Source organism: Micromonospora sp. NPDC093243, assembly GCF_044753725.1.
Lineage (GTDB): Bacteria > Actinomycetota > Actinomycetes > Mycobacteriales > Micromonosporaceae > Micromonospora.
Genome location: NZ_JBIVNT010000017.1, coordinates 1 through 21,636, shown reverse-complemented (window position 1 = coordinate 21,636; position 21,636 = coordinate 1). Strand labels below are relative to the sequence as shown.

General features: G+C 65.8%; 16 protein-coding genes and 4 pseudogenes. 7 read left to right on the top strand and 13 right to left on the bottom strand.

From position 1 onward, the window contains the following. Positions 1-630 precede the first annotated feature (630 nt). The 5 genes from ACIP9D_RS32465 to ACIP9D_RS32445 all read right to left on the bottom strand — a co-directional run bounded on the left by ACIP9D_RS32465 (position 631) and on the right by ACIP9D_RS32445 (position 3,092). Positions 631-1,275 (bottom strand): pyridoxal 5'-phosphate synthase, encoded by a 645-nt coding sequence (locus ACIP9D_RS32465; RefSeq protein WP_350877413.1) that lies wholly within the window; start codon positions 1,273-1,275, stop codon positions 631-633. Between the two features lie 5 nt (positions 1,276-1,280). Next, positions 1,281-2,045 (bottom strand): class I SAM-dependent methyltransferase, encoded by a 765-nt coding sequence (locus ACIP9D_RS32460; protein WP_350877384.1) that lies wholly within the window; start codon positions 2,043-2,045, stop codon positions 1,281-1,283. 178 nt (positions 2,046-2,223) lie between these two features. Next, positions 2,224-2,385, bottom strand: a complete 162-nt coding sequence (locus ACIP9D_RS32455) for a hypothetical protein (RefSeq protein ID WP_350877415.1) — start codon at positions 2,383-2,385, stop codon at positions 2,224-2,226. Continuing rightward, the gene (locus ACIP9D_RS32450) at positions 2,357-2,461 is read right to left on the bottom strand and encodes a hypothetical protein (RefSeq protein WP_400451384.1); all 105 of its coding nucleotides are present in this window, start codon (positions 2,459-2,461) and stop codon (positions 2,357-2,359) included. The genes ACIP9D_RS32455 and ACIP9D_RS32450 overlap by 29 nt, the downstream gene beginning before the upstream one ends. A 439-nt stretch (positions 2,462-2,900) precedes the next feature. Then, on the bottom strand, positions 2,901-3,092 hold the full coding sequence (locus ACIP9D_RS32445; RefSeq protein WP_350877386.1) for a hypothetical protein: 192 nt from the start codon (positions 3,090-3,092) through the stop codon (positions 2,901-2,903). 126 nt (positions 3,093-3,218) lie between these two features. Here ACIP9D_RS32445 and ACIP9D_RS32440 point away from each other — a divergent pair, with 126 nt between their 5' ends. The 4 genes and pseudogenes from ACIP9D_RS32440 to ACIP9D_RS32425 form a co-directional block, all read left to right on the top strand. Next, positions 3,219-4,118: a MerR family transcriptional regulator gene (locus tag ACIP9D_RS32440; RefSeq protein ID WP_350877388.1), complete on the top strand. Its 900-nt coding sequence runs from the start codon at positions 3,219-3,221 to the stop codon at positions 4,116-4,118. Between the two features lie 409 nt (positions 4,119-4,527). Next, a complete protein-coding gene (locus ACIP9D_RS32435) occupies positions 4,528-5,103 on the top strand; it encodes a TetR/AcrR family transcriptional regulator (RefSeq protein WP_350877390.1) in 576 nt (191 codons plus the stop codon). A 643-nt stretch (positions 5,104-5,746) separates the two neighbouring features. Next, the gene (locus ACIP9D_RS32430) at positions 5,747-6,631 is read left to right on the top strand and encodes an alpha/beta fold hydrolase (RefSeq protein WP_400451382.1); all 885 of its coding nucleotides are present in this window, start codon (positions 5,747-5,749) and stop codon (positions 6,629-6,631) included. A 1,481-nt stretch (positions 6,632-8,112) separates the two neighbouring features. Beyond that, positions 8,113-8,951: pseudogene (locus ACIP9D_RS32425) on the top strand (Tn3 family transposase); the annotation flags it as partial. Positions 8,952-9,131: 180 nt separating this feature from the next. Here ACIP9D_RS32425 and ACIP9D_RS32420 read toward each other — a convergent pair. Next, positions 9,132-9,578, bottom strand: coding sequence for a hypothetical protein (locus ACIP9D_RS32420; protein ID WP_350877394.1), 447 nt, complete (start codon positions 9,576-9,578; stop codon positions 9,132-9,134). A gap of 78 nt (positions 9,579-9,656) precedes the next feature. After that, entirely contained in the window at positions 9,657-10,184 is a 528-nt protein-coding gene (locus ACIP9D_RS32415) for a hypothetical protein (protein WP_350877396.1), read from the bottom strand. 128 nt (positions 10,185-10,312) lie between these two features. Here ACIP9D_RS32415 and ACIP9D_RS32410 point away from each other — a divergent pair, with 128 nt between their 5' ends. Continuing rightward, a complete protein-coding gene (locus tag ACIP9D_RS32410) occupies positions 10,313-10,828 on the top strand; it encodes a TetR family transcriptional regulator (protein WP_350877397.1) in 516 nt (171 codons plus the stop codon). A 445-nt stretch (positions 10,829-11,273) separates the two neighbouring features. Here the strand turns inward: ACIP9D_RS32410 and ACIP9D_RS32405 are convergent, their stop codons facing one another. The 3 genes from ACIP9D_RS32405 to ACIP9D_RS32395 all read right to left on the bottom strand — a co-directional run bounded on the left by ACIP9D_RS32405 (position 11,274) and on the right by ACIP9D_RS32395 (position 15,018). Beyond that, positions 11,274-12,041, bottom strand: coding sequence for an SGNH/GDSL hydrolase family protein (locus tag ACIP9D_RS32405; RefSeq protein WP_350877399.1), 768 nt, complete (start codon positions 12,039-12,041; stop codon positions 11,274-11,276). A gap of 134 nt (positions 12,042-12,175) precedes the next feature. Next, the gene (locus tag ACIP9D_RS32400; protein WP_350877401.1) at positions 12,176-13,468 is read right to left on the bottom strand and encodes an MFS transporter; all 1,293 of its coding nucleotides are present in this window, start codon (positions 13,466-13,468) and stop codon (positions 12,176-12,178) included. A gap of 497 nt (positions 13,469-13,965) precedes the next feature. Further along, a complete protein-coding gene (locus tag ACIP9D_RS32395) occupies positions 13,966-15,018 on the bottom strand; it encodes an alpha/beta hydrolase (RefSeq protein ID WP_350877403.1) in 1,053 nt (350 codons plus the stop codon). A gap of 336 nt (positions 15,019-15,354) precedes the next feature. Here ACIP9D_RS32395 and ACIP9D_RS32390 point away from each other — a divergent pair, with 336 nt between their 5' ends. Then, positions 15,355-15,951, top strand: coding sequence for a TetR/AcrR family transcriptional regulator (locus tag ACIP9D_RS32390; protein ID WP_350877419.1), 597 nt, complete (start codon positions 15,355-15,357; stop codon positions 15,949-15,951). A gap of 275 nt (positions 15,952-16,226) precedes the next feature. Here the strand turns inward: ACIP9D_RS32390 and ACIP9D_RS32385 are convergent. From ACIP9D_RS32385 to ACIP9D_RS32375, 3 genes and pseudogenes are all read right to left on the bottom strand, one after another. Next, a pseudogene (locus ACIP9D_RS32385) lies at positions 16,227-16,493 on the bottom strand (transposase); the annotation flags it as partial. A 499-nt stretch (positions 16,494-16,992) separates the two neighbouring features. Next, complete coding sequence (locus tag ACIP9D_RS32380; RefSeq protein WP_350877405.1) at positions 16,993-17,334, bottom strand: YciI family protein; 342 nt, start codon at positions 17,332-17,334, stop codon at positions 16,993-16,995. 520 nt (positions 17,335-17,854) lie between these two features. Next, positions 17,855-19,050 (bottom strand): annotated as a pseudogene (locus ACIP9D_RS32375) (IS110 family transposase). Positions 19,051-19,433: 383 nt separating this feature from the next. Here ACIP9D_RS32375 and ACIP9D_RS32370 point away from each other — a divergent pair. Next, positions 19,434-20,505, top strand: a pseudogene (locus tag ACIP9D_RS32370) (IS30 family transposase). Positions 20,506-21,636: the final 1,131 nt, after the last annotated feature.

The following is a 21,636-nucleotide window of genomic DNA, read 5'->3' as shown; positions in this document are numbered from 1 at the left end:
GATCATATCGGCGGCCAACTCGGTTTTCGCGGCGAGCTAGTTGTTTGCGATAGAAGCATGCCCAACTAAACGCGTCCGCTTCTCACCCCTTCCGCACTTTGTGCTTCAACGGGGCCGCCGTGCGTGTTGGTGAGCGATGCGGCCGGCTCGACCGGCTCCGCCGTGACCGCAGATCCCTTTACCCGGTAACGGTCGGTCCAATGCGAAGCCGTCGTTAGGCTGACCTGGAACCGGTCCGAGGCCCACCTAGTCTAGCTCCCCGGCGTCTCCTGCACGCGAAGCTGTTCCGAGTGATGGACGCCGGCGCCAACGAGTCGATGGATGGCGCGCTGCACTGCCAGACGAGCGAGCTAACAGAGTCAGGATCCTCAAGACCGGGCGACCGCATCGTGCCGGCGGCCACCATAGGACTGGCGTAATCCACGCTCCCCCGGCGAGGAAGCCGCCGAGCAGTCAACCGAGCATGGTCACCCCGAACCAGCCAACAGGCCGGATCGCCGGTGTTGGGTGCAGACCAATGCTGGTTGTCAGCCGGTATTTGGATAGTTCGTCAAGCCGACCTGAAGGGCCTTCGCCGTCCTGGCTGACCGACCGGGCCTCGTATACGCCCCGCCGGCAGTTCATCAATCGTTACGGCCAGAGCAGCTGGCGGTCCCACCCGGACGCGGTGCGGGCGTACCGGAGCCGTGTGTGTTGGCGGTGTTTGTCGCCCTGCCAGAACTCCACCTCCTCGGCGTGCAGGGTGTGCAGCGTCCACTGCGGGACGACCAGGTGCGGCTCGTCGGCGATCATGGCGCGGGCGTGTGCAACGGCGCCCTCGAGGGTGTCGCGGTCGGGCAGGGGTTGGCTCTGCCTGCCGAGGAGGGCTTCGGCGCGGGAGCCGGCCGGGCGGGCAAGGAAATCCGCGGCGCTACGCTCGGCGGTTTCGGGACGTACCTGGCCGCGGATGCGGACCTGGCGGGCTTGCGAGGGCCAGTAGAAGGTGAGCGCGGCGGCGGGATACCGCTGCAGGTCTCGGCCTTTCGGGCTGCCCGCGTGGACGGCGAACTGCCAGCCGTGGCGATCGACGTTCTTGAGTAGGAGCATCCGGGCGGATGGTAGGCCGTCGGCGCCGATCGTCGAGAGGGTCATAGCGTGCGGTTCACGGACGCCGGCCTCGACCGCGGTGGTGAGCCAGTCGGCGAATAGCAGGTTCGGCTGTTGCGGCGCGGTGGACGGGTCGAACGTGGGTAGGTCGCCGGCGAAAACCGGCAGGCTGCGCAGGTAGTTCCTCATCTCGGTCACTGGTGACTCACAATCAGGCGTAGCGATCCGGCGAACTGCGGTTGGCTGCGTAGGTGTCCGTGGCGGATGTCCCAGGCACCGGAGTCGAGATCGGCGCGCAGGCGGTCGAGGGATCGGGTGGTAGCGGCCCGGTCGACGAAGTGCCAGGCGGATTGCGCGGCCCGGACCTGCGGGTCGAGGAACTGCTCCGGGCGGGCGTAGTAGGCCTCGATGAAACCGTCGAGGCAGTCGATCGGGATCGGCACGTCGATGACCTGTACGTCAGCTCCGATCATGTCCGCGATGCTGCTGATGGTCGGGTAGCGGCGCCGCCTTGAGGAGATGAGTTCGGGGGCGTACTCGGTGAGCCAGAGCCGGTCGAGTTCGTCGCCATCGAAGGTCAGCACTAGGACGGGGCCACGGGCGACCCGGCGTAGCTCTGCCAAGCCGCGTGCGGTATCGGCCCACTGGTGCACGGTGACGATGGCCATCGCAGCGTCGAAGGCCCCGTCGTCGAACGGCAGCCGCTCGGCGGTGGCGTCCAGTGCCGGCACGGCGGTCAGCGGGCGCTGGGAGCGCATCCGGGCGGAGGGCTCGACGGCGACGACATATCGGTCGGCCGGCTCGTAGGAGCCTGCTCCCGCGCCGACGTTCAGTACGGTCTGGGCCTCGCCCAACGCGGCGCCGATGGTCGCCGCGATCCGGGGGTCCGGACGCCGCCGTGTCGCGTACCCATGGCCGTGAATCTCGTAATCGACGTCGCCGCTCGATGTCTTGATCATCCGACGACGGTAAACCCGCACCCCGGGGTCCAGGTCAACTCGATCCGATGCTTCACCGCTGACGGGAGGGGTAACTGGCGGCGCCGCCGAGTTCCTCCCAATGCAGATGAGTGGGTTGTACTTGGCAGTGCGCCGGAGCGAGACAGGGATCCGGCTTTGATCTGGCCGCGGCCGACGGTCAGGTCGGTAGCTGGCCTGTTGGGCTGTCGTGACCGTGGTTGGCGTTTCGGTGAGAGTGCCGGTCTAGTTGGCCTTTTACGAGGATCGCGTCGGCGTGTTGACCGTCGATGCCGTCGCGGAGCCGGTCGGCGTCAGTGCAGTAGACGTCGTCGCCGACCAGTTGGGTCCGCTGACCCGCGAGGGGTCGTCAGCCGCTTCCATCCGGACAGGTCGTCCTCGGCAATCGGGTCCTCGATTGAGGTGATCGGGAATTGGGAGGTCAGCTGCCCACGTCGCCGACGGCGGTGATATGCCCGCCCGCCGCGAGAGATTGATGCACCTTGTGGAAAACTTGCGAGCCCCAGCCGGCCCCTCGGGCAGAATTGCCGCGCCGATCAGGGCGATCATGAGCTCCTGGAAGTTGAGCCGGTTGTCGGCGCGCGCCGTCATTGATGTTCATCGTTGACACGCGCAGGAGGCGGGCGTCGACGCCGCCGACGTAGCGGTAGAGCGGTAGGCGGTGCCGCAGCCTTCGCCGGTCCCCAGGGACACCCGGCGGTCGCGTGGGCGCCCAACCGGCTCTTATCGTCCGTGCCGTCCAACGCGATCAAGGTCTCGTCCACCGGTGTCGGTCCTCGGCATCAATGCCGGTCACCGCCGCGGCGATCTCGCCGTTGACAGCGATGGCGGCCCGGCTCAAATCGTTGCCGTGGATGCGTCGGGATCGCCGTCGTGCCGGCCGACCGCTTCGTGAGCGCCGGTCGACGCGCCGGTCGGTACGCAGGAACGGCCGGTCGAGCCGTGCGCGAGTACCACATCGATCTCCACCGTCGGGTTTTCGCTGCTGTCGAGGACGTGCCGGCCGATCACACGGCTGATTGCGGTCATCGCTCTACCTCCCTGTGTTCGGGGTGTCTGTTTCAGGAGGCTCACAGTGGCACAGAAGGGCGGCTGTTCCAGCGCGATGAGGACGACCTTGACCCGTATCCGAGGGTGCGGGTTTATAGTCGCGGAATGCGGGTCGGTGAGCTGGCACGACGGACCGGAACGACGGTGCGCGCGTTACGCTACTACGAGTCGGCTGGGCTGGTCGTGCCGCGCCGGTTGAGCAACGGCTACCGCGAGTACGATCCGATTTCGGTGCGCCTCGTCGCGCAGATCCGTGAGCTCATGGCGCTGGGCCTCAGCGTCGAGGAGACCCGACCGTTCGTCGAGTCGATCGCCGACGGATCAGATGACGCCGGTGTCTGCGCCGCCGCACTGGCGACCTACCGCAGCACCATCATCGGCCTGCAGGAGCGCATCGCCAAGCTGACTGCCCAGCGCGACGCCCTCAACGCCCGCCTCGACGCCGCCGCCGAGCAGATCGTTAGTGGGCGGCCGGCCGCCGCGGTGGCGGACCTAGCCGACCTCGCCGGCGGGGCGATGCCGCCGCTCGCCTTCTACGCCACCGACGGGCGGCCAATCAATCTTTCCGCGCTCGGGGCCGGGCGCACCGTCATCTTTGTTTACCCGCTTAGCGGTCGGCCCGGCGTGGACTTGCCGCACAGCCTGCTGGAGGTCCACGGCGCGCGCGCCGGCACCGAGCAGGCCACCTGGCTGCGCGATCATCACGCGGAACTGCTCAACGCCGGCGCCGCCCGGGTCTACGGGCTGTCAGCACAGTCGACCGGTTACCAACGGGAACTCGTGCACCGGCTCCGGCTGCCGTACCCACTCATTCCGGACCCGCGGCTGACCCTGGCCGCAGCGCTCGGGCTGCCCACCTTCACCGCCGCAGACATGACCCTGTACGAGCGTCTGACCCTGATCGTCTCCGACGGGCACATTGAGCACGTCTTCCACCCGATCCCGCAGCCCGCCCCGCACGCCCTGCACGTCATGCAGTGGCTCACCAAACGACGCCAGAGCTGATGGCGCGCCCCAAGTCCTCCGTCCGGCACGCGGGTTCGAGGGTCCACGCCGACGCTAACGCCGACATATAAAGGCCGGTTAACGATCTGTCCGTCCCGGACCTTCACCACCATGGCGTCGATGAACAGCGCCGGATAGACGCGGCCGGCGGACGTGGCACCACTCGCGAGTTGATGTAATAGCCGAAATGCAAGCGAACATGGCGAGCGCTCGACTTGCCGACGACGACACGGGGCAGCCGTCTGGTCACGACCGCCGGGTCTCGTTCGCCGACGCAATCACCATGATCGACATACTCCCCACAACCGGAACACGCGCAAGTTTCCCATCGCTGGCCGACCGTCCGGAAGGTAGACCGGTAGCATACCGTCTATGCCCAAGATCAGGGAACTCAGGTGGTGGACCGACCGTGGCCAAGCGTGACCCCTCGGCGACCAACGCACGGGCGGCGGCGGCCGCACAAACGCGCGAGCACCTCATCAACACAGGCTTTCGGCTGGCCGAGCGAACCGGACTTGGCGGAATGAGCGTGAACATCCTAGTCGAAACTGCCGGCGTGTCGAAGGGTGCCTTCTTTCACCACTTCAAGGATCGGACCAGCTATCTGCTCGCGGTGCACCGCAATTTTCACGATCGACTGCAGAACGAGATCTCGAAAGCGATCGACCACATGCCACCCGGCGTCGAAAGGCTGCTGGTCGCCTCCCACAGCTACCTCGATGCATGTCTGCGCGACCGTGGTGTGCGGGCCCTGCTGCTCGAGGCCCGCGCCGAGGCGCCCATCGCCGACGCCGTCAGGGCGCGCAACGCGCAGATGGCCGAGCTCCGCGCTGCGGACTTTCAGGCGATGGCCTGGCCGCACCCACTCGACGCGGCTAGGTTGTGGGTGGGTCTTGTCGCCGAGGGCGCACTCATCGAACTCGACGCCGGTTGCCGCCAGGAGGCCACCCGCGACACCCTCCGCTGGTTTTTGCAAACACCATAGGCCCGCTCGAACGAGGCCCAGAAACCGTTCCGAGCCCCCACCGCCGCCCCGGCTCAAACATCACGTCATCACCGACGCTGGCGGATCTCCCTCGCCGCAGCCCTGATCGGTGGCAACCGCCACGAGTTACCCAACTGCCGCCCCTGGTCGACAAGGTTCCCCGAATCAAGGGCATACGCGGCCGTCTGCCGCAGCGAGCGAGGCAGCTCTACGCCGACCGCGGCTACGACTACGACTGCTACCGCCGGCAGCGGCGAGACAAGGGCATCTCAGCGGTCATTGCCCGACGCGGACGTCAGCCACGGCTCCGGAGTCGGCACCCGACGCTGGTTTCTTCGAGCAAACCATCGCCCTACTGCGCTGGCTCCGCCGCTCCGCATCCGCTGGGAGATTCGCGACGACATCCACAAGCTTTCCCCACCCCACCCCTCGCCTGCGCCAGCATCTGCTGGCGCAGAGCTCGAAGAGTTGGGAGCTCTAAGGCTGCCTGGAAGCCAACAATTCTCTCGAGCCGAGGACAGCAGGCTTTACTTGACCGACCGGGCGGTCGACGATAAGGTCATCTCATGGGAGGGATTGAATCCGACACGACGCGCGGCCAAAGCAAAGATGGCTCGCGTCTTACCGCACCCATCGGGTCCCCATGGATCGTCCCAATGCACCGCGCCATGCTCACAAAACAGCCGGTCGAGTGTCGACGATGAGCGACACAGTAGGAGTCTGCCGGGTTGTCAAGACCCGGTTGGGGCCGGTCGCGGTCTCCGTACGCGGGAGGGGAACGCCCCTTGTCCTCCTGCACGCCAACCCCGGAGACGGGCGCGATTACGCCGCCATCGTGCCCGCTTTGGCGCAGCGGCATACGACCTACACGATCGACTGGCCGGGCTATGGGGCCTCGCCGCCCCCGCCCCAGCCGCGGACCACCACCGCTATGGCATATGCCGAAATACTGCCGGATGTCGTAGCAGGACTGGGTTTGCGGCGAGCGGCCTTCCTGGGCAACAGCGTCGGCGGGTATGCCGCGGCGCGGATGGCGATCACCTGTCCAGAGATGGTATCGGCGCTGATTCTGGTCAACAGCGGCGGGTTCACTCGTCCTAACGTGCTCACCCGTGCGCTTATCTGGCTGAAGGGGACCGAAATCCTGACCCGTGCGCTGGTGGGCCGGCTGCCCAGAATCTACCTTCGCAGACGCACTCCGGTCGTGGAGGAGATGATTGCCCGCGACTGTGCACGCCGAGGTGATCAGGTAAGTGTCGCCGTGGAGGCCGCAGTGTGGCGCAGCTTCATGGCCGCCGAGCATGACCTCCGTCGTCGGGCAGCCGAGATCACGGCCCCGACGTTGCTGGTCTGGGGCGTCCGCGACCCGATCCTCGGGCGCGACGGCCGGTCCGCGCAGCGGTCAATACCGCACGCGGTCTGGCATCCCCTCCACGCTGGTCATGTTCCATTTGCGGAGAAACCTCAGGCCTTCCTCCATGCCGTCCTGCCGTTCCTCGCCCGCCATACATCAGCCGGGAGTGGGTAGCCGGCGATGCTGACCTGATGACTGCTGATGGCAGTCATCCACTCTTTGCAGGCATTACAGGCGGTTGGGCCGACATGGCCCATTCTGCCCGCCGACGATAGCTGCACGGCCGGCCTGCCACTATTCACGGTATGTGCAGCCCGTGTCGGAACGCGTTCGTCTACGCCAGCCGGGTGCGACGACGCGCGAGTGAGGGCCTAACTTCTTAGCGCACCGGGCATCGCCATTCGGATTCCCTGGCGCAGTTGGTTAAACTTGAACCCCTACGCTGCAGGCGCATGCCGGAGGGCGAAATTCGCGTAGCCGCAACTCCTTACCGTCACATCCAGGACGACAGTGAGGCGCGTTGATCCCAACGATGATTCTGCTCGGCCTTGTCCTCGGGCGCTGGTGGTGGTTACCGCCTGCGATCGCAGCGATCAGTTGGCCAGCCGTGCTCGCCGCCAACGGCACCGTCGCCACCGGGCCCGCACTGCTCGCCTCAGCGGCGTTAGGCGTTGTGAACGCCGGGGCCGGCGTGCTGGTCCACCAGGCCGTCCTACAAGCGGTTCGGTGGATGCGCCGACGAAGGGATAGGTTCCTGGGCCTGTGACGGGTCGTCCCGCAGCCCTCTCCGCAGGGCCCGTTCGGTAGCGCGACGCGGCCACCGCACCTTTCTCCACGGTCCTACCCGTCGCGCGGGTCGAGCTGAGTTACTGTGACATCCCGAGCAGGCAGTGCAGCAGATACCGCATCGGGCGTGTCCCACCTCGCCGACGCCCACCGCGCCAGCCGCCTCCGAGACGAACTGGCAAGCTCGGGCGGATCCGTTGCTGATCATCGACGAGGTCGGCTAAACCCCCGTAGAAGCCAAAGCGGCAGAACCTGTCTTCCAGGTGGTTTCCATCCACTACGAACGCGCCTTCGCTCATTGTCACCAGCAACAAGCCCTACGGCCGGTGGGGGCGAGGTCTTCGGAGACGACGTCGTCGCCGCGGCCATGATCGACCGCCGCGTCCACGCCAGTCATCTTTCTGAAGGGCACCAGCTTCGACTCAAGGACCGCGACCCCCGCCGGTCCCCGCAGCCACCAAGACCAACGACTAGAGATCGCCCAGCAGCACGGGTTCCGTCTTCAGCTGGCGCCATGGAGCTCGTTTTCAGCGTCGTTGACAGCGAGAGTTCTGTCTATCCCGAAGTTGGTCTGCCCTCCTCGCCGGACGCCCTCCTGGCCCTGCAAGGAGAATCCGTGCCCCGCCCTGCCAACAGCACCTACCCTGGTCGTCATCGCGATCGATCCACAAGGCGTCCTTGTATGACGGCGGCACATGCTTCAACAGGGCGTTGCTGCTGTTCTGGCCAAGATCAGTGGCAATGGCTTCGTCCGCGACAGGCCTGGCGACCGCCGAGGTCACACGACTCCGGCCGAGGTGCAGACGTAGCTGAGGTGTCACAGCGGACAATCTCGCGGTTGCTGATAAGGCCACCGAGGCAGTGGCCGCTTGGCCGCCGCAGAGGCCGGCGACGTGACGGCGTACCTACTGGTAGCCGTGCGTCCTGGTGGGCTTGCGCGACGGGCTGCGCTCCGGCGACGTGTTCGTGCCCGGTCGCGTCGCTACGCTGACCCGACGTCGTTCCTGCTCACCGCCGAGCGGTGGGAACCGCAGCGCGTCGAGTTCTGCGCGCTGGTGTTCCACCCGGCCGACGCCGTCGAAGCGATCGCGCAAGCCGACGACGAGCTGCACACCGCCGTGGTCGACCTGGAGACGACCCGCGGGCAAAGTTCACCCGGACGAGGTTCGGCTAAACCGATGAAGGTGAGCTGGTCGATCCGTCGCTGACCGCCGAGGATGCGCCGGGCGGGGCCGACGCACTGCACGCCGAGATGGCCGCGATGCTGCCGCGGCTGCTGCTGGCCTCGGCGCGCTGATGGAAGTCGATGCCCGGACCGGGTTCACCGACCCTCTGGTGCACCCTGGCGGAAAGGTCAACCGGACCGCTGCGCTCAAACGAAACCTGATGACGTGATCATCGCCGAGGCCACGAACACGGGCCTGTCCGCGATAGCCGAGTCGTGCGGGGTGCCCTACGACGTGCTCGCCTGGACCGCCGAGTGGTACTTCCGCCAGGAGACCCTGGAGGCGGCGAACGGGACGATTGTGAACTACCGCCACAGGCTCACGCTGAGGCAAGCTCCGGCTCGGACACCCTGTCGTCGTCGGGCGGGCAGCGGTTCCCTGTCAAGGGCACGTCCATCGCGGCGCGGCGCCTGTCGCGGTACTTCGCCGGCGGGCAACGCACCGCCACCTACACCCACGTCTCCGACCACGCCGAGCGTGTCGGGGGACTCCATCGCTGACGGTCGGTCGGGGCCGCTGCGACCTCGCCGACCGGGTGCTGCTAGCGCCCCGTATGGCGTACGAACCCGACGATGCGGCAGATTTCCCGAGCTACAAACGTCCCTCAGGGGCTCGGTGACTACACCCTGTCACAGCTTCTACGGAAGCGGTAATCGGCGAGTTTACCCGCGCTGAGTTTGTCGGCACCCCAGGAACCACCTGAGGACGGCGCGAAGGTTATCGTTGCTACCACCGGTGTCGAACTCCACGAATGCGCCCTCGGCGACAATGCCGACCCACAACCTCGCCGCATCGAGTGGTTGCGGCCAGCCCATCGCGCGGAAGTCTGCGCTGCAGATCTCGGCCATTTGTGCGTCGTGTGCACGGACGGCGTCGGCGATGGGTGCGTCGGCGGGGATCTCGAGGAGCGGGGTTCGCACTCCGGGGTGACGCAGGCACACGTCAAGGTAGGCCCGGGAAGCGGCCAGCAGCCGCTCGACCCCAGGCGGCATCTGGTTTATAGCGTTCTCGAATTCGTCTCGCAGTAGATTGTGGAAGCTGCCTTGCAGGGTCGGCAGGTAGCGGGCCTGGTCTCCGACGTGGTGGAATGCGCCGTTCCTTGAATTCATGGTGCCCCTCGGGTCGCCTTGCATGGGTCTGGCCGTGAGACGGTCGGGGTATCGGGGCCGCGTCACGGTGATCCATGGTTATGCTCGCTGTCGGTCTTTCTGTGGCTGCTCCTCATCGACGTGGCGGGCGTCGTCAGCTCGGATCCGCTCAGCGGTTGCGCGAAGCAATCCCGGCACGATTTGACGGTGGGCTACGGACAAGGGGTGCCACACGTGGGTGCCGACGGATCGGCTGAATTGCAGGCAGGTAACCAGCGACACCCGTTCGTGGGATGTCCGCACGACGAGGTTCCCACTCAGGAACCAAGACGCAGCCTCGAGCCGGATCCAGTCCTGCGCGCGTCCGCCGATTCGCCATCCGGCGACGGTGTCCGCCGATGGTAGTTGGGCAAGGCGTATATGGAGGAGGCCGCGCCAGATCAGCAACTCCGTGAGCGTCGGAATGTTGCCGAACATCGCACGGGCCCACCGCTCCGGGCTGGCTTCCACATCCGTGGCCAGCGTGAATTGGTCGACGTAGTCAATCTCGGGTAGCGAGCTAAGTGCGCGGAAGGATTCCGGGACGTTGTTCACCCCGACCGCGCTGGCAACCAAGCCCATGGTCATCGCACCACCTCTCCCATTGGGTATACGCTGCCGTACAAACGCAGGTTACCAGATGATATACGGCAACGTATAGATGGAGGGGGGAGCAGATGGTCGTTGCGCGCACTCCACGTGAAAGGTGGATCGAGGTGGGCCTGCAGGCACTCGCGGACGGCGGCCCTGACGCGGTTCGGGTCGAGGTGCTAGCGAAAACGCTCGGCGTAACGAAGGGTGGGTTCTACGGCTGCTTCAACGATCGGAGCGAGCTGCTCGAAGCAATGCTCGAGGAGTGGGAGCGCGAGAGTATCGACGAGGTGATCGACCGCATCGAGCGCGAGGGGGGACACCCGGGAACGAAAATTCGGCGCGCGGGGGTGCTGACATTCTCCAGCGATCGCCTGCTGCCGATTGACCTCGCGATCAGAGGCTGGGCACGGCGCAACGAGGCGGTCGCCGAGCGCCTGCGGCGGGTTGACAACCGTCGTATGGCGCTGCTCCGTGAGATGATCCGCACCTTTTGCCTGGATCCCGATGAGATCGAGGCCCGCAGTCTGCTCGCCTTCTGCCTCGCCATCGGCGAGCACTTCCTCGCGGCCGACCATGGCGAGAGCACCCGCGCGCAGGTGCTGAAGCGGGCTGCCGATCTACTTTTCCATCGGCCATGACGATCTGAACTGCGACCCCGGAAGGGCGCCACGCCCGTTCGATTAGCACGGCGTTCGCACTCCGTACCCGAGCCAGCCGGGCCCCGGACTGTGGAAATGACGGCTGATCGACCGATCACGGGAGAGAGACCAGATGACGAGCGAGGTACCTCGGGGCAGGAGCCGGCGGGCGGGCCGGCGGGAGCGGTCAGGGACGAGCAGTTTATCGCGATGCTGGTTGATCCTTTCCTGAGTGCCAAACACGACGTTGGCCAATACCAAACCACCTGCTGCCTCGATGAGCAGGAAATACCAGATTGCCAATCTCCGAGCGAATGATCCACCGGTTCATTCGACGGCGGTTGAACGGTAGGGCGCATTGTTCCACTTCCACAGTCAAGGTGGTGTAGCCGCATAGCGACGTCCTAGCGCCTCACGCGTATATGCTGGGCGGCGATGCCCCCGCTCAGAGCACGATGGCGTCCGCTGCCAGCCGTGCCCAGAGGCGATAACCGAAGGCCGACGGATGGAAGCGGTCGGAACCGAAGAACTCGGGTGGCGGGGCGCCAGTCGTGGTGACCCAAGTGGCGCAGAGATGCGATGCGCATACCTGCCGGGAGACCTCATCCAGTGCCGCTGCCCGGCTGCCTAGATAGCGGCGAAGAGCAGTCGGCAATGAGGGAAATAGTCCGAACGGCGGTATACCAACAACCACCACCTGGTCGGCGCATTCCACGAGGCCGTTCACGATGACAGAGAGATCTTCACGCCATTGTTCTGGGCTCCGCCTCGCCATCACGTCGTTGCCCCCGGCCAGAAGAACCGCAACATGGAACTCGTCGCCGACCTGCGGCAGGAGGCGGTAGCGGATACGGCGCGCAGTGGCACCGAACTCCCCGACCACCTTCCAGTGCACCGGTCGTCCGGTACGCGTGCTAAGCACGCCCGCCAAATTCGCCGCGAAGCCATCCTGATGATTGCCAACTCCGCACCCCGCCGCAGTTGAATCACCCAGCACGACGAGATCCAGCGGCTGTCCCGCATGTGTGGCTACCCTACCGCTTGTCGGGCCGGCCGCTGGCGGAGCCATCTTCACCGTCCGCCGCATCCACAAGCCCTGCGCCGCAGCGACCGGAAGCAGAAGTCGACTCATCGCAACACCCTCCAATTTGCGCGCGAAACACTGGCACCCGCTGCCGCATGCCGTGTTGACCTCGACGTAGTCGTAGGCCACGCAGCTCAGTCTCCGCGCCAGTCGGTTCTCGGCATCGCACAGCCATCTTTCGGGCTGGCCGACCGGACGGTCGGTCGGCCAGCCCGAGCGAGCGTAGCATGCGTTCCTTGCCGCCGACAATCTCCCGCAGGCCGTCAACGCGCCGGCTGCGGTCCGCGCGGATTCTCGGTGGCCAGGACAGCGAGGTTCGTTTGCTGCCTGGACGAGTCGAATCTCCGCAAGGCGCGCACTTGTGGGGCGCCGATCGCCGCAATACTCGCGATCAGCACAATCACGCCACACGCAGCTAGCGTCAGGCGGAGACCGAAGGCCTCGGCCGCTGGCCCGGCGAGCGCGAGCGCCAACGGCGTTAACGCCAGCGAGCCGAGCCAGTCGTAGGCACTGACCCGCGACAACGCCGCCGCCGGAACGCGTTGCTGCATGACGGTGGTAGCGAGCACCGAGACCAAGCCCGCGGCGACCCCGCCGGCTCCGGCGCCAAGCACGACGAGCGACAGTGGTGTAGCGCCGGCCATCAGCATCATGGGTACCGCGAGCGTCGGGAAGAGCGCGGTCGCGGCCAGGGCGGGTCGAGCAGGATCGACCCATCGGGCCCCTACAGCGCCAACCACCGTCCCCATTCCCTGAGCAGTCAGAATCAACGACCAAGCGGTGGCGCCGCCGAGATACGCACGTGCGGCAAGCGGACCGAGTACACCCGTGACGGCGGTCACCACGGCGTAGTTGAACGAGTACGCTGAAACGAGTACCCACAGCCATTGTCGGCTGCTGAATTCGCGCCAGCCGTCTCGCAAGTCTCGAACCATCCCCGAATCCGACGGCGCGACTGGACGGGAGGGCTGCAGGCAGGCCGCGAGCGCGGCGGCGACGAGAAAGGTGCCCGCGTTGATCAACAAGGCGTAGCCGGGGCCGATCAGCGCCACCGTCGGCCCTGCAGCGGCAAAGCCCGCGAGTCGGGCCGCGTGCGTGGCGGTCTTGAGCGTGGAGTTTGCACTGCGGAGTCGCTCGGCCGGCACTATGTCGGGCACGAGGCCGGTCAGCGCCGGGCCGACGACGGCCGCCGCGATTCCGGCGAGCGCGGCGCCTCCGGCCAGCACAACCGTTGGCGCGGCCGAGGTCACCAGCATGATGCCGATGGCTGCCCACGCTACACCCGCGACGCTCTCAGCAGCCACGAGGAGGCGAGGACGTGGCAACCGGTCAGCGAGCGTCCCAGCGATAAGAACAAGCAGCAGTTGCGGCACGGCGTGGGAGGTCAGCACGAGCGAAAGTGCGATCGGCCCGCCACCCGGAAGAGTGAGTAAGCCGAACGCCAGCGCCACAGGGCCGATGCCCGCGCCAAACGTCGAAATGCCGCGGGCGGCGACCAACAGTCCGTAATCCCGCCGCCGCCCGGCCGACGTGTTGGCCAAGAACCTCTCAGTCATGCCGATGACGAATTCAGCGACGCTGTTGCATCGTCGACACCATGAAATGGGTGATCGCTGAAAATGTCGTGGCATGGGTCACGACAGCAGCGCGCGGGACCAGAAACAAGAGGTCGCGCCCTAGGGGTCACACCAGGCGCGCCGTAGGTTCCCATGCACTTTTGCAGTTCGCTGCTTAGTCGTTGGAGAGGAGGGCCTTGGCCGAGACTGCTCCGAACGCTCTGCACGCAATCTCGAGGCCGTCCGGCGCTTCCGGCCGGAGTCAGGCCGGCGGGGCTAAGGTAGTGTCGTCGATTCTCGTCGCTTGCCTGAAGGTCCATGCCAGATCCTCTCGCTCGGCGGTCGGTTCCCCGGAGGTGGGCCCACCCGACCAGTCTTCGTGGTTCCTCTCCACGTGATCAGGTGGGCCCGACGGCGGGATCGGGCGAGGGGTTCCGAGCCGCCTCCAAAGCCGGGTAGTGCCTGTCAACTAATGGACCTACGTCGGTACCGCCCGATCACTGGGCTTGCTCAGTGCGCCGAGAGGGCGAGACGTCCTGCCGCACGAAGGCTTCGAGCTCCGCGACAAATGTGCGGGGCTTGAACATGTGGATGACGTGGTTGGCTCGGACCTTCCTGTATCTGCTGTGGGGCACGAGCTCACGGATCCGAGATGCGTCGTCGTCGTCCATCGCACCGACCAGTCCGTGTCGCCGAAGCCGGCGCCAGTCAGCATGCAATACCAGAGTGGGGCACGAGACACGAGCGAGCGCCTCAGCATGGTTAAGGCCGTCGTAGAACCGGCCGTCGACGAACGCCTGAGCGAAGTCGGAGTCGAACATGGACAGAGACTTGAACAGCAGCCGCACTTTGAGCGGGAAGTAGCGGATGTCCACTGGCTGGCCTGGGTGGCGTCGCTGAAACGCATGAATGCGGCGTGACAGAAAGGAAACGAACCAGTCCGGAACTTGGCGTTCACGGGTCTCGGAGACCGGCAGCGTCTGGCCACGAAGATAGCCAGTGAGATCAGGCTTGTCCTTGTCTTTCAAGACCTGCGCCACGTGCTTCAACCCTTGGTAGACGAACCTGTCCTGATCTCTGAAGCGAGGCAATTCGGCCGAGAACACGGGAGCGTCCTCGAGGACAACGGCCGCTACCTGGTCAGGAATGTTAGCGGCGCACCAGAGCGCGACGAGCCCACCAGAGGAGTTGCCAGAGATGATCGCCGCTGACCGCACTACCTCGGATAAGAAGGCTTTCATGTCCAAGCCGAGATGCCGCCACGAGTAGTCGCCCGGCGTCCAACTGGACTTCCCGTGCCCGCGCACATCGACCGCGTAGACGCGGAAATGACGTGCCAGCGGAACGAGGACCCGAACATAGCTTTCCCACGTCGCGATCTGGGCGGGAATCAGGACCAGCGGCGGCCCGTTGTCCGGGCCAACCACATAGTTGATGCGGACGGCCCCGGCATCGAAATGGCATTCGCGGTAACCGGCAGCACGTACCGCCCGATGGTCGATCACTCCCGACAGTTCTACATAGGGGTTGCGATAGGGATAGGACTTCATGTCCGTCCTTCCTCAGTTCGACACGGTTGGCCCTCGGAGCGAGCGCCATTGACCAGCCACGGCCAACCGCAGGCGTGTCAGGGCGGGCGTCCACCCAAGGCCGGATACCGGAGGCCAGCGCGCGAGGGCCGGTCGCTGAGCATCATATCAGACGTAGCGACCGGCCGGTCGGTCAAGCATTCCCGGGAGCAACGTCGCCATCAGGGTATGTCGACAAGCTGACCGACCGACCGGTCGGCATGGGTGTTATCATGTGGCTATGCGCAGCAAGAGAATTCGCCATCCAGCGGAGCATGGATACAAGACGGCTGGTCGCGCGATCGCCGTCCGCCGGTGATGACTTCACGTGCCGTGGCGGCCGCTCAGACTCGCGAGCATTTGATCAATACTGGGCTCCGGCTCGCTGAACGAACGGGACTCGCGGGACTCAGTGTGAACATCCTCGTCGAGAAGGCCGGCGTCTCCAAGGGAGCGTTCTTTCATCACTTCAAAGACCGGGCAGGTTATCTACTAGCATTGCACGGCAGCTTCCACGATCGGGTGATTGACGAGGTGCTGGTCGTTATCGAGCCGCTCTCGCCTGGCGTTGACCGACTGCTCGCCGGCTCTTGGACCTACCTCGACGCGTGCCTGCGCGACCGCGGTGTTCGCGCTCTATTGCTCGAGGCCCGCGCCGTGGCACCGATCGCCGACGCGGTACGTGTGCGAAGTGCACAGCTGGCCGAGATCTGCGCCGCGGACTTCAGGGCGATGGGGTGGGAGGAGCCGCTAGGTGCGGCGCGGTTGTGGGTCGGCGTCGTTATCGAAGCCGCACTCGTCGAACTCGAGGTAGGTGGACCGAACGACGCAACCCGCCACGCCATGCACCTGTTCTTACGGCCGTCGGGAGGTGGCGTCCGACGGGGATCGCCACTTGGGCGTCCGCTTGCCTGATTACCCCTCCTGCAATCACCCTCGTGCGAGGTGAGCGCTTCGGACATCCTGCGGCGCTACACCTTACAGCTACCGCGCCGTGGCCTCGCACGAGACGAGCTCCTTCACCCTGGCCTGCATTCCGCGCTGCCTGTACATACGCATCAAGGCGACGATGTTGATAAGGGCGCGTGCCTTAGAACCCGCTCGTCGCCGGTCGTGCCTCGTACGAACGGCACGCAGCCCTAGGTCGTCAGCGGCGGTCTTCGAGCCTACACTGCCGCTAAGAGATCGTTTCACTTTGAGTTGTGTAGTGTGCGTAGGCAGATCGCCGCGCAGGCCAGGCTCAGCAGGGCTTCGTGGATGTCGGCGCGGCGTTCGTAGCGGGTGCGGAGTCGTTTGAAGGCGTGAAGCCAGGCGAAGCTGCGTTCGACGACCCAGCGCCGCCGGCCGAGGCCGGAGCCGTGCGGGTGGCCGCGGCGGCCGATGACCGGAGTGATGGCGCGGACGAGGCGGCGGTACTTGTCGTGGTCGTAGCCGCAGTCGGCGTAGATCTTGCGGGGCCACAGGTCAACGACTACCCAAAAGAGGCACGCCATAGGCACCCAACGCCACTCACTGATCAGCGTCCAGTGCCCGGCCAGCAGATCCGCTGACTGCCTGGTCGGGATCCAACCGCCCACAGCCACCGCGAATAGCCGCACACCAACACCGGCCAGTCTGGCCGAAGCCCAGCGGCACGTCCGCCGGCGGGAACCACAGATCACACTGCGCCAGCTCACCCGGCAGATAATCCGTCCGCTGAGCAGGGTTGACGCGTCGGAACAACGCCCGCAACCTCTGCACCCGATCACAGAACACCGTCTTGCCTCGGGCCTACCAACCCGCTCCATGATCACCGGTGTCGGCATCGCCTGGAACTCCGCCAACGACACCTGGATCTGCGGTTCAACCGTGTCGTGGGCACCGAACTCCCGGACCCGCGGCGCGCATTGATCCGCTCCGTCAGTGGATCGACAGCCCACTAAACTCGCGACCAACCGCTCTGCATACGATCATGCGCTAAAAGACTTCGTCGAGGCTAAGCACCTGGCGTACCTCGCACTTCAGGTCTGGTAGGGCCGGGATCCGCTTCGCCCACTCGACTGCCTCCTCCTTCGAGGATACGTCAAGCAGATAGAACCCGCTAAATAGCGCCCTCGCCTCGGCGTATGGTCCACTCGTGACGATCGGAGCATCCCCTGTGAAGTGAACGACGACTCCCCCCGCCGGGTCACTTAGCGCTTCAGCGGCGATCAACACCCCGGCCTTGATGACGTCGTCCTTGAAGCGGCCTAACACATCGAGCAAGTCGCTGGCCATCGCCGCCTTCGTAGTGGCCTCCGTGCCGCGCATGATCAGCATATACCTCACCATCATCAATCTCCCAGTCATCCGGTGCGGCGAACCTCTACCTCGACTCCGCATATGGGTGCTTTTGTCCGGTCGCGATCGACCCCGCGCCGAACTCAGCCATTGAAGACGGGTCAGGACGACGCCTCCTCGATCACTTTCCGACCGACCGGTCGGTCTATCATAGCATCCAGGCTACCGTCAGACAACGGAAATCAACCATCACCAGCAGGAATACGAGGAACCGCACTCGCTCCAGATCGGCGGCGCCACCGGGGGCTGTCTCGCTAACGGATAACTCGGCCATCTTGGCGAGGTGTTCTGCCCAGAGAGGTTGGGGACGCGGCTGGCGGGTGGGCCGCCGAGTGCGTGGTGCCGGTGATTGAGCCATTTTCAACCTCAGAGGCGCAGGGTCCCTGGGGGCGGTGAAGAACGGATGGCGGTTGCTCGTGTCAGACTCCGCAGGTGCAGGTGAACGAGTTCTGGTCGCTGGTCGAGAGTGTCGGCGACGCGTGATTCTCAATGCTGTTTGTCAAGTGGCGAGGGCGGTCAGGGGCTGGCCTTCTTCGTAGGGTCGGTCGTCGCGCAGCATCGCCCAGAGCACGTTCACGCGGCGCCGGGCGAGGGCGAGGACGGCTTGGCCGTGGTTTTTGCCCTGGGCTCGTTTGCGCTCGTAGAAGGCTTTCGAGGCTGGGCTGCGCTGGATGCTGATCAGGGCTGATGTGTAGAAGACGCGTTGGAGTTGGCGGTTGTATCGCTTGGGGCGGTGGAGGTTGCCGACGCGCCGACCGGAGTCGCGTGGTGTGGGTGCCAGTCCGGCGTAGCCGGCGAGGTGGTCAGCGGACGCGAATTCGTCAAGGTTGCCGCCGGTGGCGGCGAGGAACTCCGCGCCGAGGAGGTCACCGATGCCGACCATGCTGGTGATTACCTTGGCGTGGTGGTGGCGGTGGAACCGGTCAGCGATGAGCTTGTCCAGCTCGGTGAGCTGCCGGTCGAGGTCGAGGACGGTGGCGGCAAGCCGGCCGATGAGCTCTCCGGCCATCGCCTCACCGGGAACGCGGACGTGCTGAGCGTCGGCGGCATGTATCGCTGCGGTGGCGAGCTTGTCTGCGTGACGGACTTTGCGCTCGCGGAGCCAGCGCTCCAGTTCCTCTCGCCCGATTGCGGTCAGTGCGGCCGGCGTCTGAAACTGGCTGATGAGCACGAGCGGTCCGCGGTTGGTGAAGTCGAGCGCGCGTTCCAGGGCCGGGAAGATGCCGAGCAGGCGTCCCCGTAGCCGGTTGATGGTGCGGGTGCGATCGGCCGCGAGGTCGGCGCGGTGGGCATGCGAGGTTCAGCGAGCAGAGTGTCATCGAGGTGCAGCTCACGCAGGTCACGGCGCATGCGGGCCTGGTCAGCGATGACTGCGGCGTCCTTGGCGTCGGTCTTGCCTTCACCGCGGTAGGCGCTGGCGATACGGTTGACTGCCACGCCTGGCAGGTAGAGGACCCGCTGGCCGTGCTCGAGCAGGAGCGTGATGGCAAGAGCGGCCGGGCCGTCAGCCAGGTCGATGGCCCAGGTCACCTTCTCCGCTCGGGCGAGGACAGCGGTGATCGCCGCAGCCAGTTCCGGTTCATCGTTGGACACCCGGCGCGACAGCAGGCGGCGCCCGTCGCTGTCGATGACCACCAGGTGGTGATGGCCCTTGCCGGCGTCGATCCCGGCCCATGCTTGCTCGACCTGCTGCATCCAGCCCTCCCTGTTCGTGGTCGGAGTGCCGTCGACGCGCTCGCCGTCCATTCCCTACGCAGCGATCGATGTCGCAGATCTCAATCAGCGGTCAAGACGTCGTGGAGCACCGGGGTGGCCAATCAAGCGAAGCCATCGACGGCAGAAAACAAAAGCCATGCCCCGGTGCTCCCGGCTGCCCGGACAGTACGACAGCCCGGACGATCAACAAGGTAGGGAAAACTGACCCTCTGGCGGCGCGTGGGTTCCAGTAGTTGTCGCAACACCTCCTAGATCACTTGGATGTGTTGATGGGACAGCGTGGGCGCAAGCGGCAGTTGGATGTGGAGGCCCGGTACTGGCAGCTGCTGTTGTCGGGGATCGGAACGGTGCAGGCGTGTCGGATGGTCGGGAACACTCGCAAGACCGGCTATCGGTGGCGGGCGGAGAATGGCGGTGTCCCGCCGGCGCGGATCGCTGAGGCCGCCAGGTCGAACCGCTACCTGTCGCTGTTGGAGCGGCAGCGTATCGCCACCCTGCGTGGTCAGGGCTTGGGTGTGCGTGAGATTTGCCCGTCGGATTGATCGTTCGCCAGCGACGGTTAGCCGTGAGCTGCGCCGCAACACGCGTTCACATGACAAGGCGTACGACGGGGATCTGGCTCATCGCGAGCCCGACAGCGCACCAGGCGCCCGCGGCGGGCAAGCTCAACCTCGATTCCGAGCTGCGTGACGTGGTGCAGGACAAGCTTGAGCTGGACTGGAGCCCGGAGCAGATCGCCCTGCACTTGCGTCGCGCGTTTCCAGACCGCGGTGACTGGCATATCTGCCACAAGACGATCTACCAGGCCCTCTACCACGGTGGTCGCGGCGGCTTGAGTCGGCGGCTGAGTCGACGGCTGCGCACCGGTCGCCCGTTGCGGCGCCGGCGTCGCCGTGCCCACCAGCGGCAGTCCCGGTTCATAGCTCCAGCACTGCTGATCGATCAGCGGCCTGCCGTCGTCAACGACTGCGTTCGCATCGGGACTGGGAAGGCGACCCGATCGTGGGGCGGATGAGCCAGAGCGCCATTGGCACCCTGGTCGACCGGACCAGCCGCTATCTGCGGCTGGTGCACCTGCGGCTGGTCACCGCGCCGACCAGCTCCGGGTTGCGCTCATCAACGTTCTGGAGCAGCTTCCGAAGTCGGCGCGGCTGACGCTGACCTGGGACCAGGGCTCCGAGATGGCGCACCACGAGCAACTGGCCGAATATTCCGTGACGGAATCTACTTCGCCAGGCCGGCCAGTCCGTGGCTGCGTGGCACCAATGAAAACACCAACGGGCTCCTGCGCCAGTACTTCCCCAAGGGCAGCAGCCTGGCCGTGCACGGGCCGGACATGTTGAGGATGGTCGAGGACCCCTCAACCACCGGCCTCGCAAAATCCTCGGCTGGCGCACGCCACACGACGTCTTCCACTCCGCTCTGGCATCCTGATCACGAGACAGCGTTGCGACGATCGCTCGAATTCACCGTTGCCTGTAGGGGCGGGGTTTTCTTGACGGTGACACCGAGCTGGGTGCAGGTGTCGCGCCACAAGCCGGGACTTGTAGCAGGAGCCATTGTCGGTCAACACCCGGGCGATGGTGATGCCGTGGCCGGTGAGCCAGGCGTGCGCGCGTTGCCAGAACGCGGCAGCGGTCTCTTGACGTTCGTCGTCGAGGATTTCGGTGTAGGCCAGCCGTGAGTGATCGTCGATCGCGGTGTGGGGTAGGCGTAGCCGAGCCGGGCGCCGCCCCACGCGTCGGTGCGGTGACCTGCGGTGGCGGTGCGGTTGAGTTCGCCGCGAACACGGCCCTGGGTGCGCCTGCCGCCGCCGTCGGGGATGTTGCCGAGCTTTTGACGTCGACGTGGACCAGGTCGCCGGGATGGGGGTGTTCGTAGCGGCGGATCGGCTCTCCGGTAGCCCGGTCGAGGTGGGCCAGGCGGGTAACGCCCGCGCGGCGCAGGATCGCGTGATATGTCGAGGCGGGCAGATTCAGGCGTCTCCCGATCCGCGCGGGTCCCCAACGCCGGCTGGTACGCAGATGCAGCACCTGGCACCCGCGGGCGGGTGCGGTTCGGGCTATGCGTCGTGGCCGGCTGGAGCGGTCTTTCATGCCCGCGGCGCCGGCCAGCGGCGCAAGAAGCCGTCGCCGCGGCGGCGAAAGATCACGACGCGGTCGGGAACTACCGAGATCGTGATGATTGCGATGGACTATGGAATGGTGAACCCCTCCGGAAGCTCCGAAGGGGTTCACCACATGTTCGAGCGTGCTGCGATTGGTGGCCTGATATCTGATCATGATGTCTGCGGCAGCCACCATGGAGTGTGGCTGTGTGGAGTAGCCCTATCCCGCGGGCTAGGGCACAGGCCAGCGGGTGTTCTATGGCCGGAGACCGAGCCCGTTGCCAGCGTGTTTCGGTCGCGAGCCAACGATAGCCGGCCCGTCTACGTAAACGGCCAGGCAAGGCCAACCTAACTGCGTGAGCGCGCTATGCCACCGTTGCCGGCTGCGCCGACAGCAGCTTTTGAGTCCATCCGCTGTCGTCAACAGTGCCGAGGTTGCGGATGTCCTGGCCGCTCAT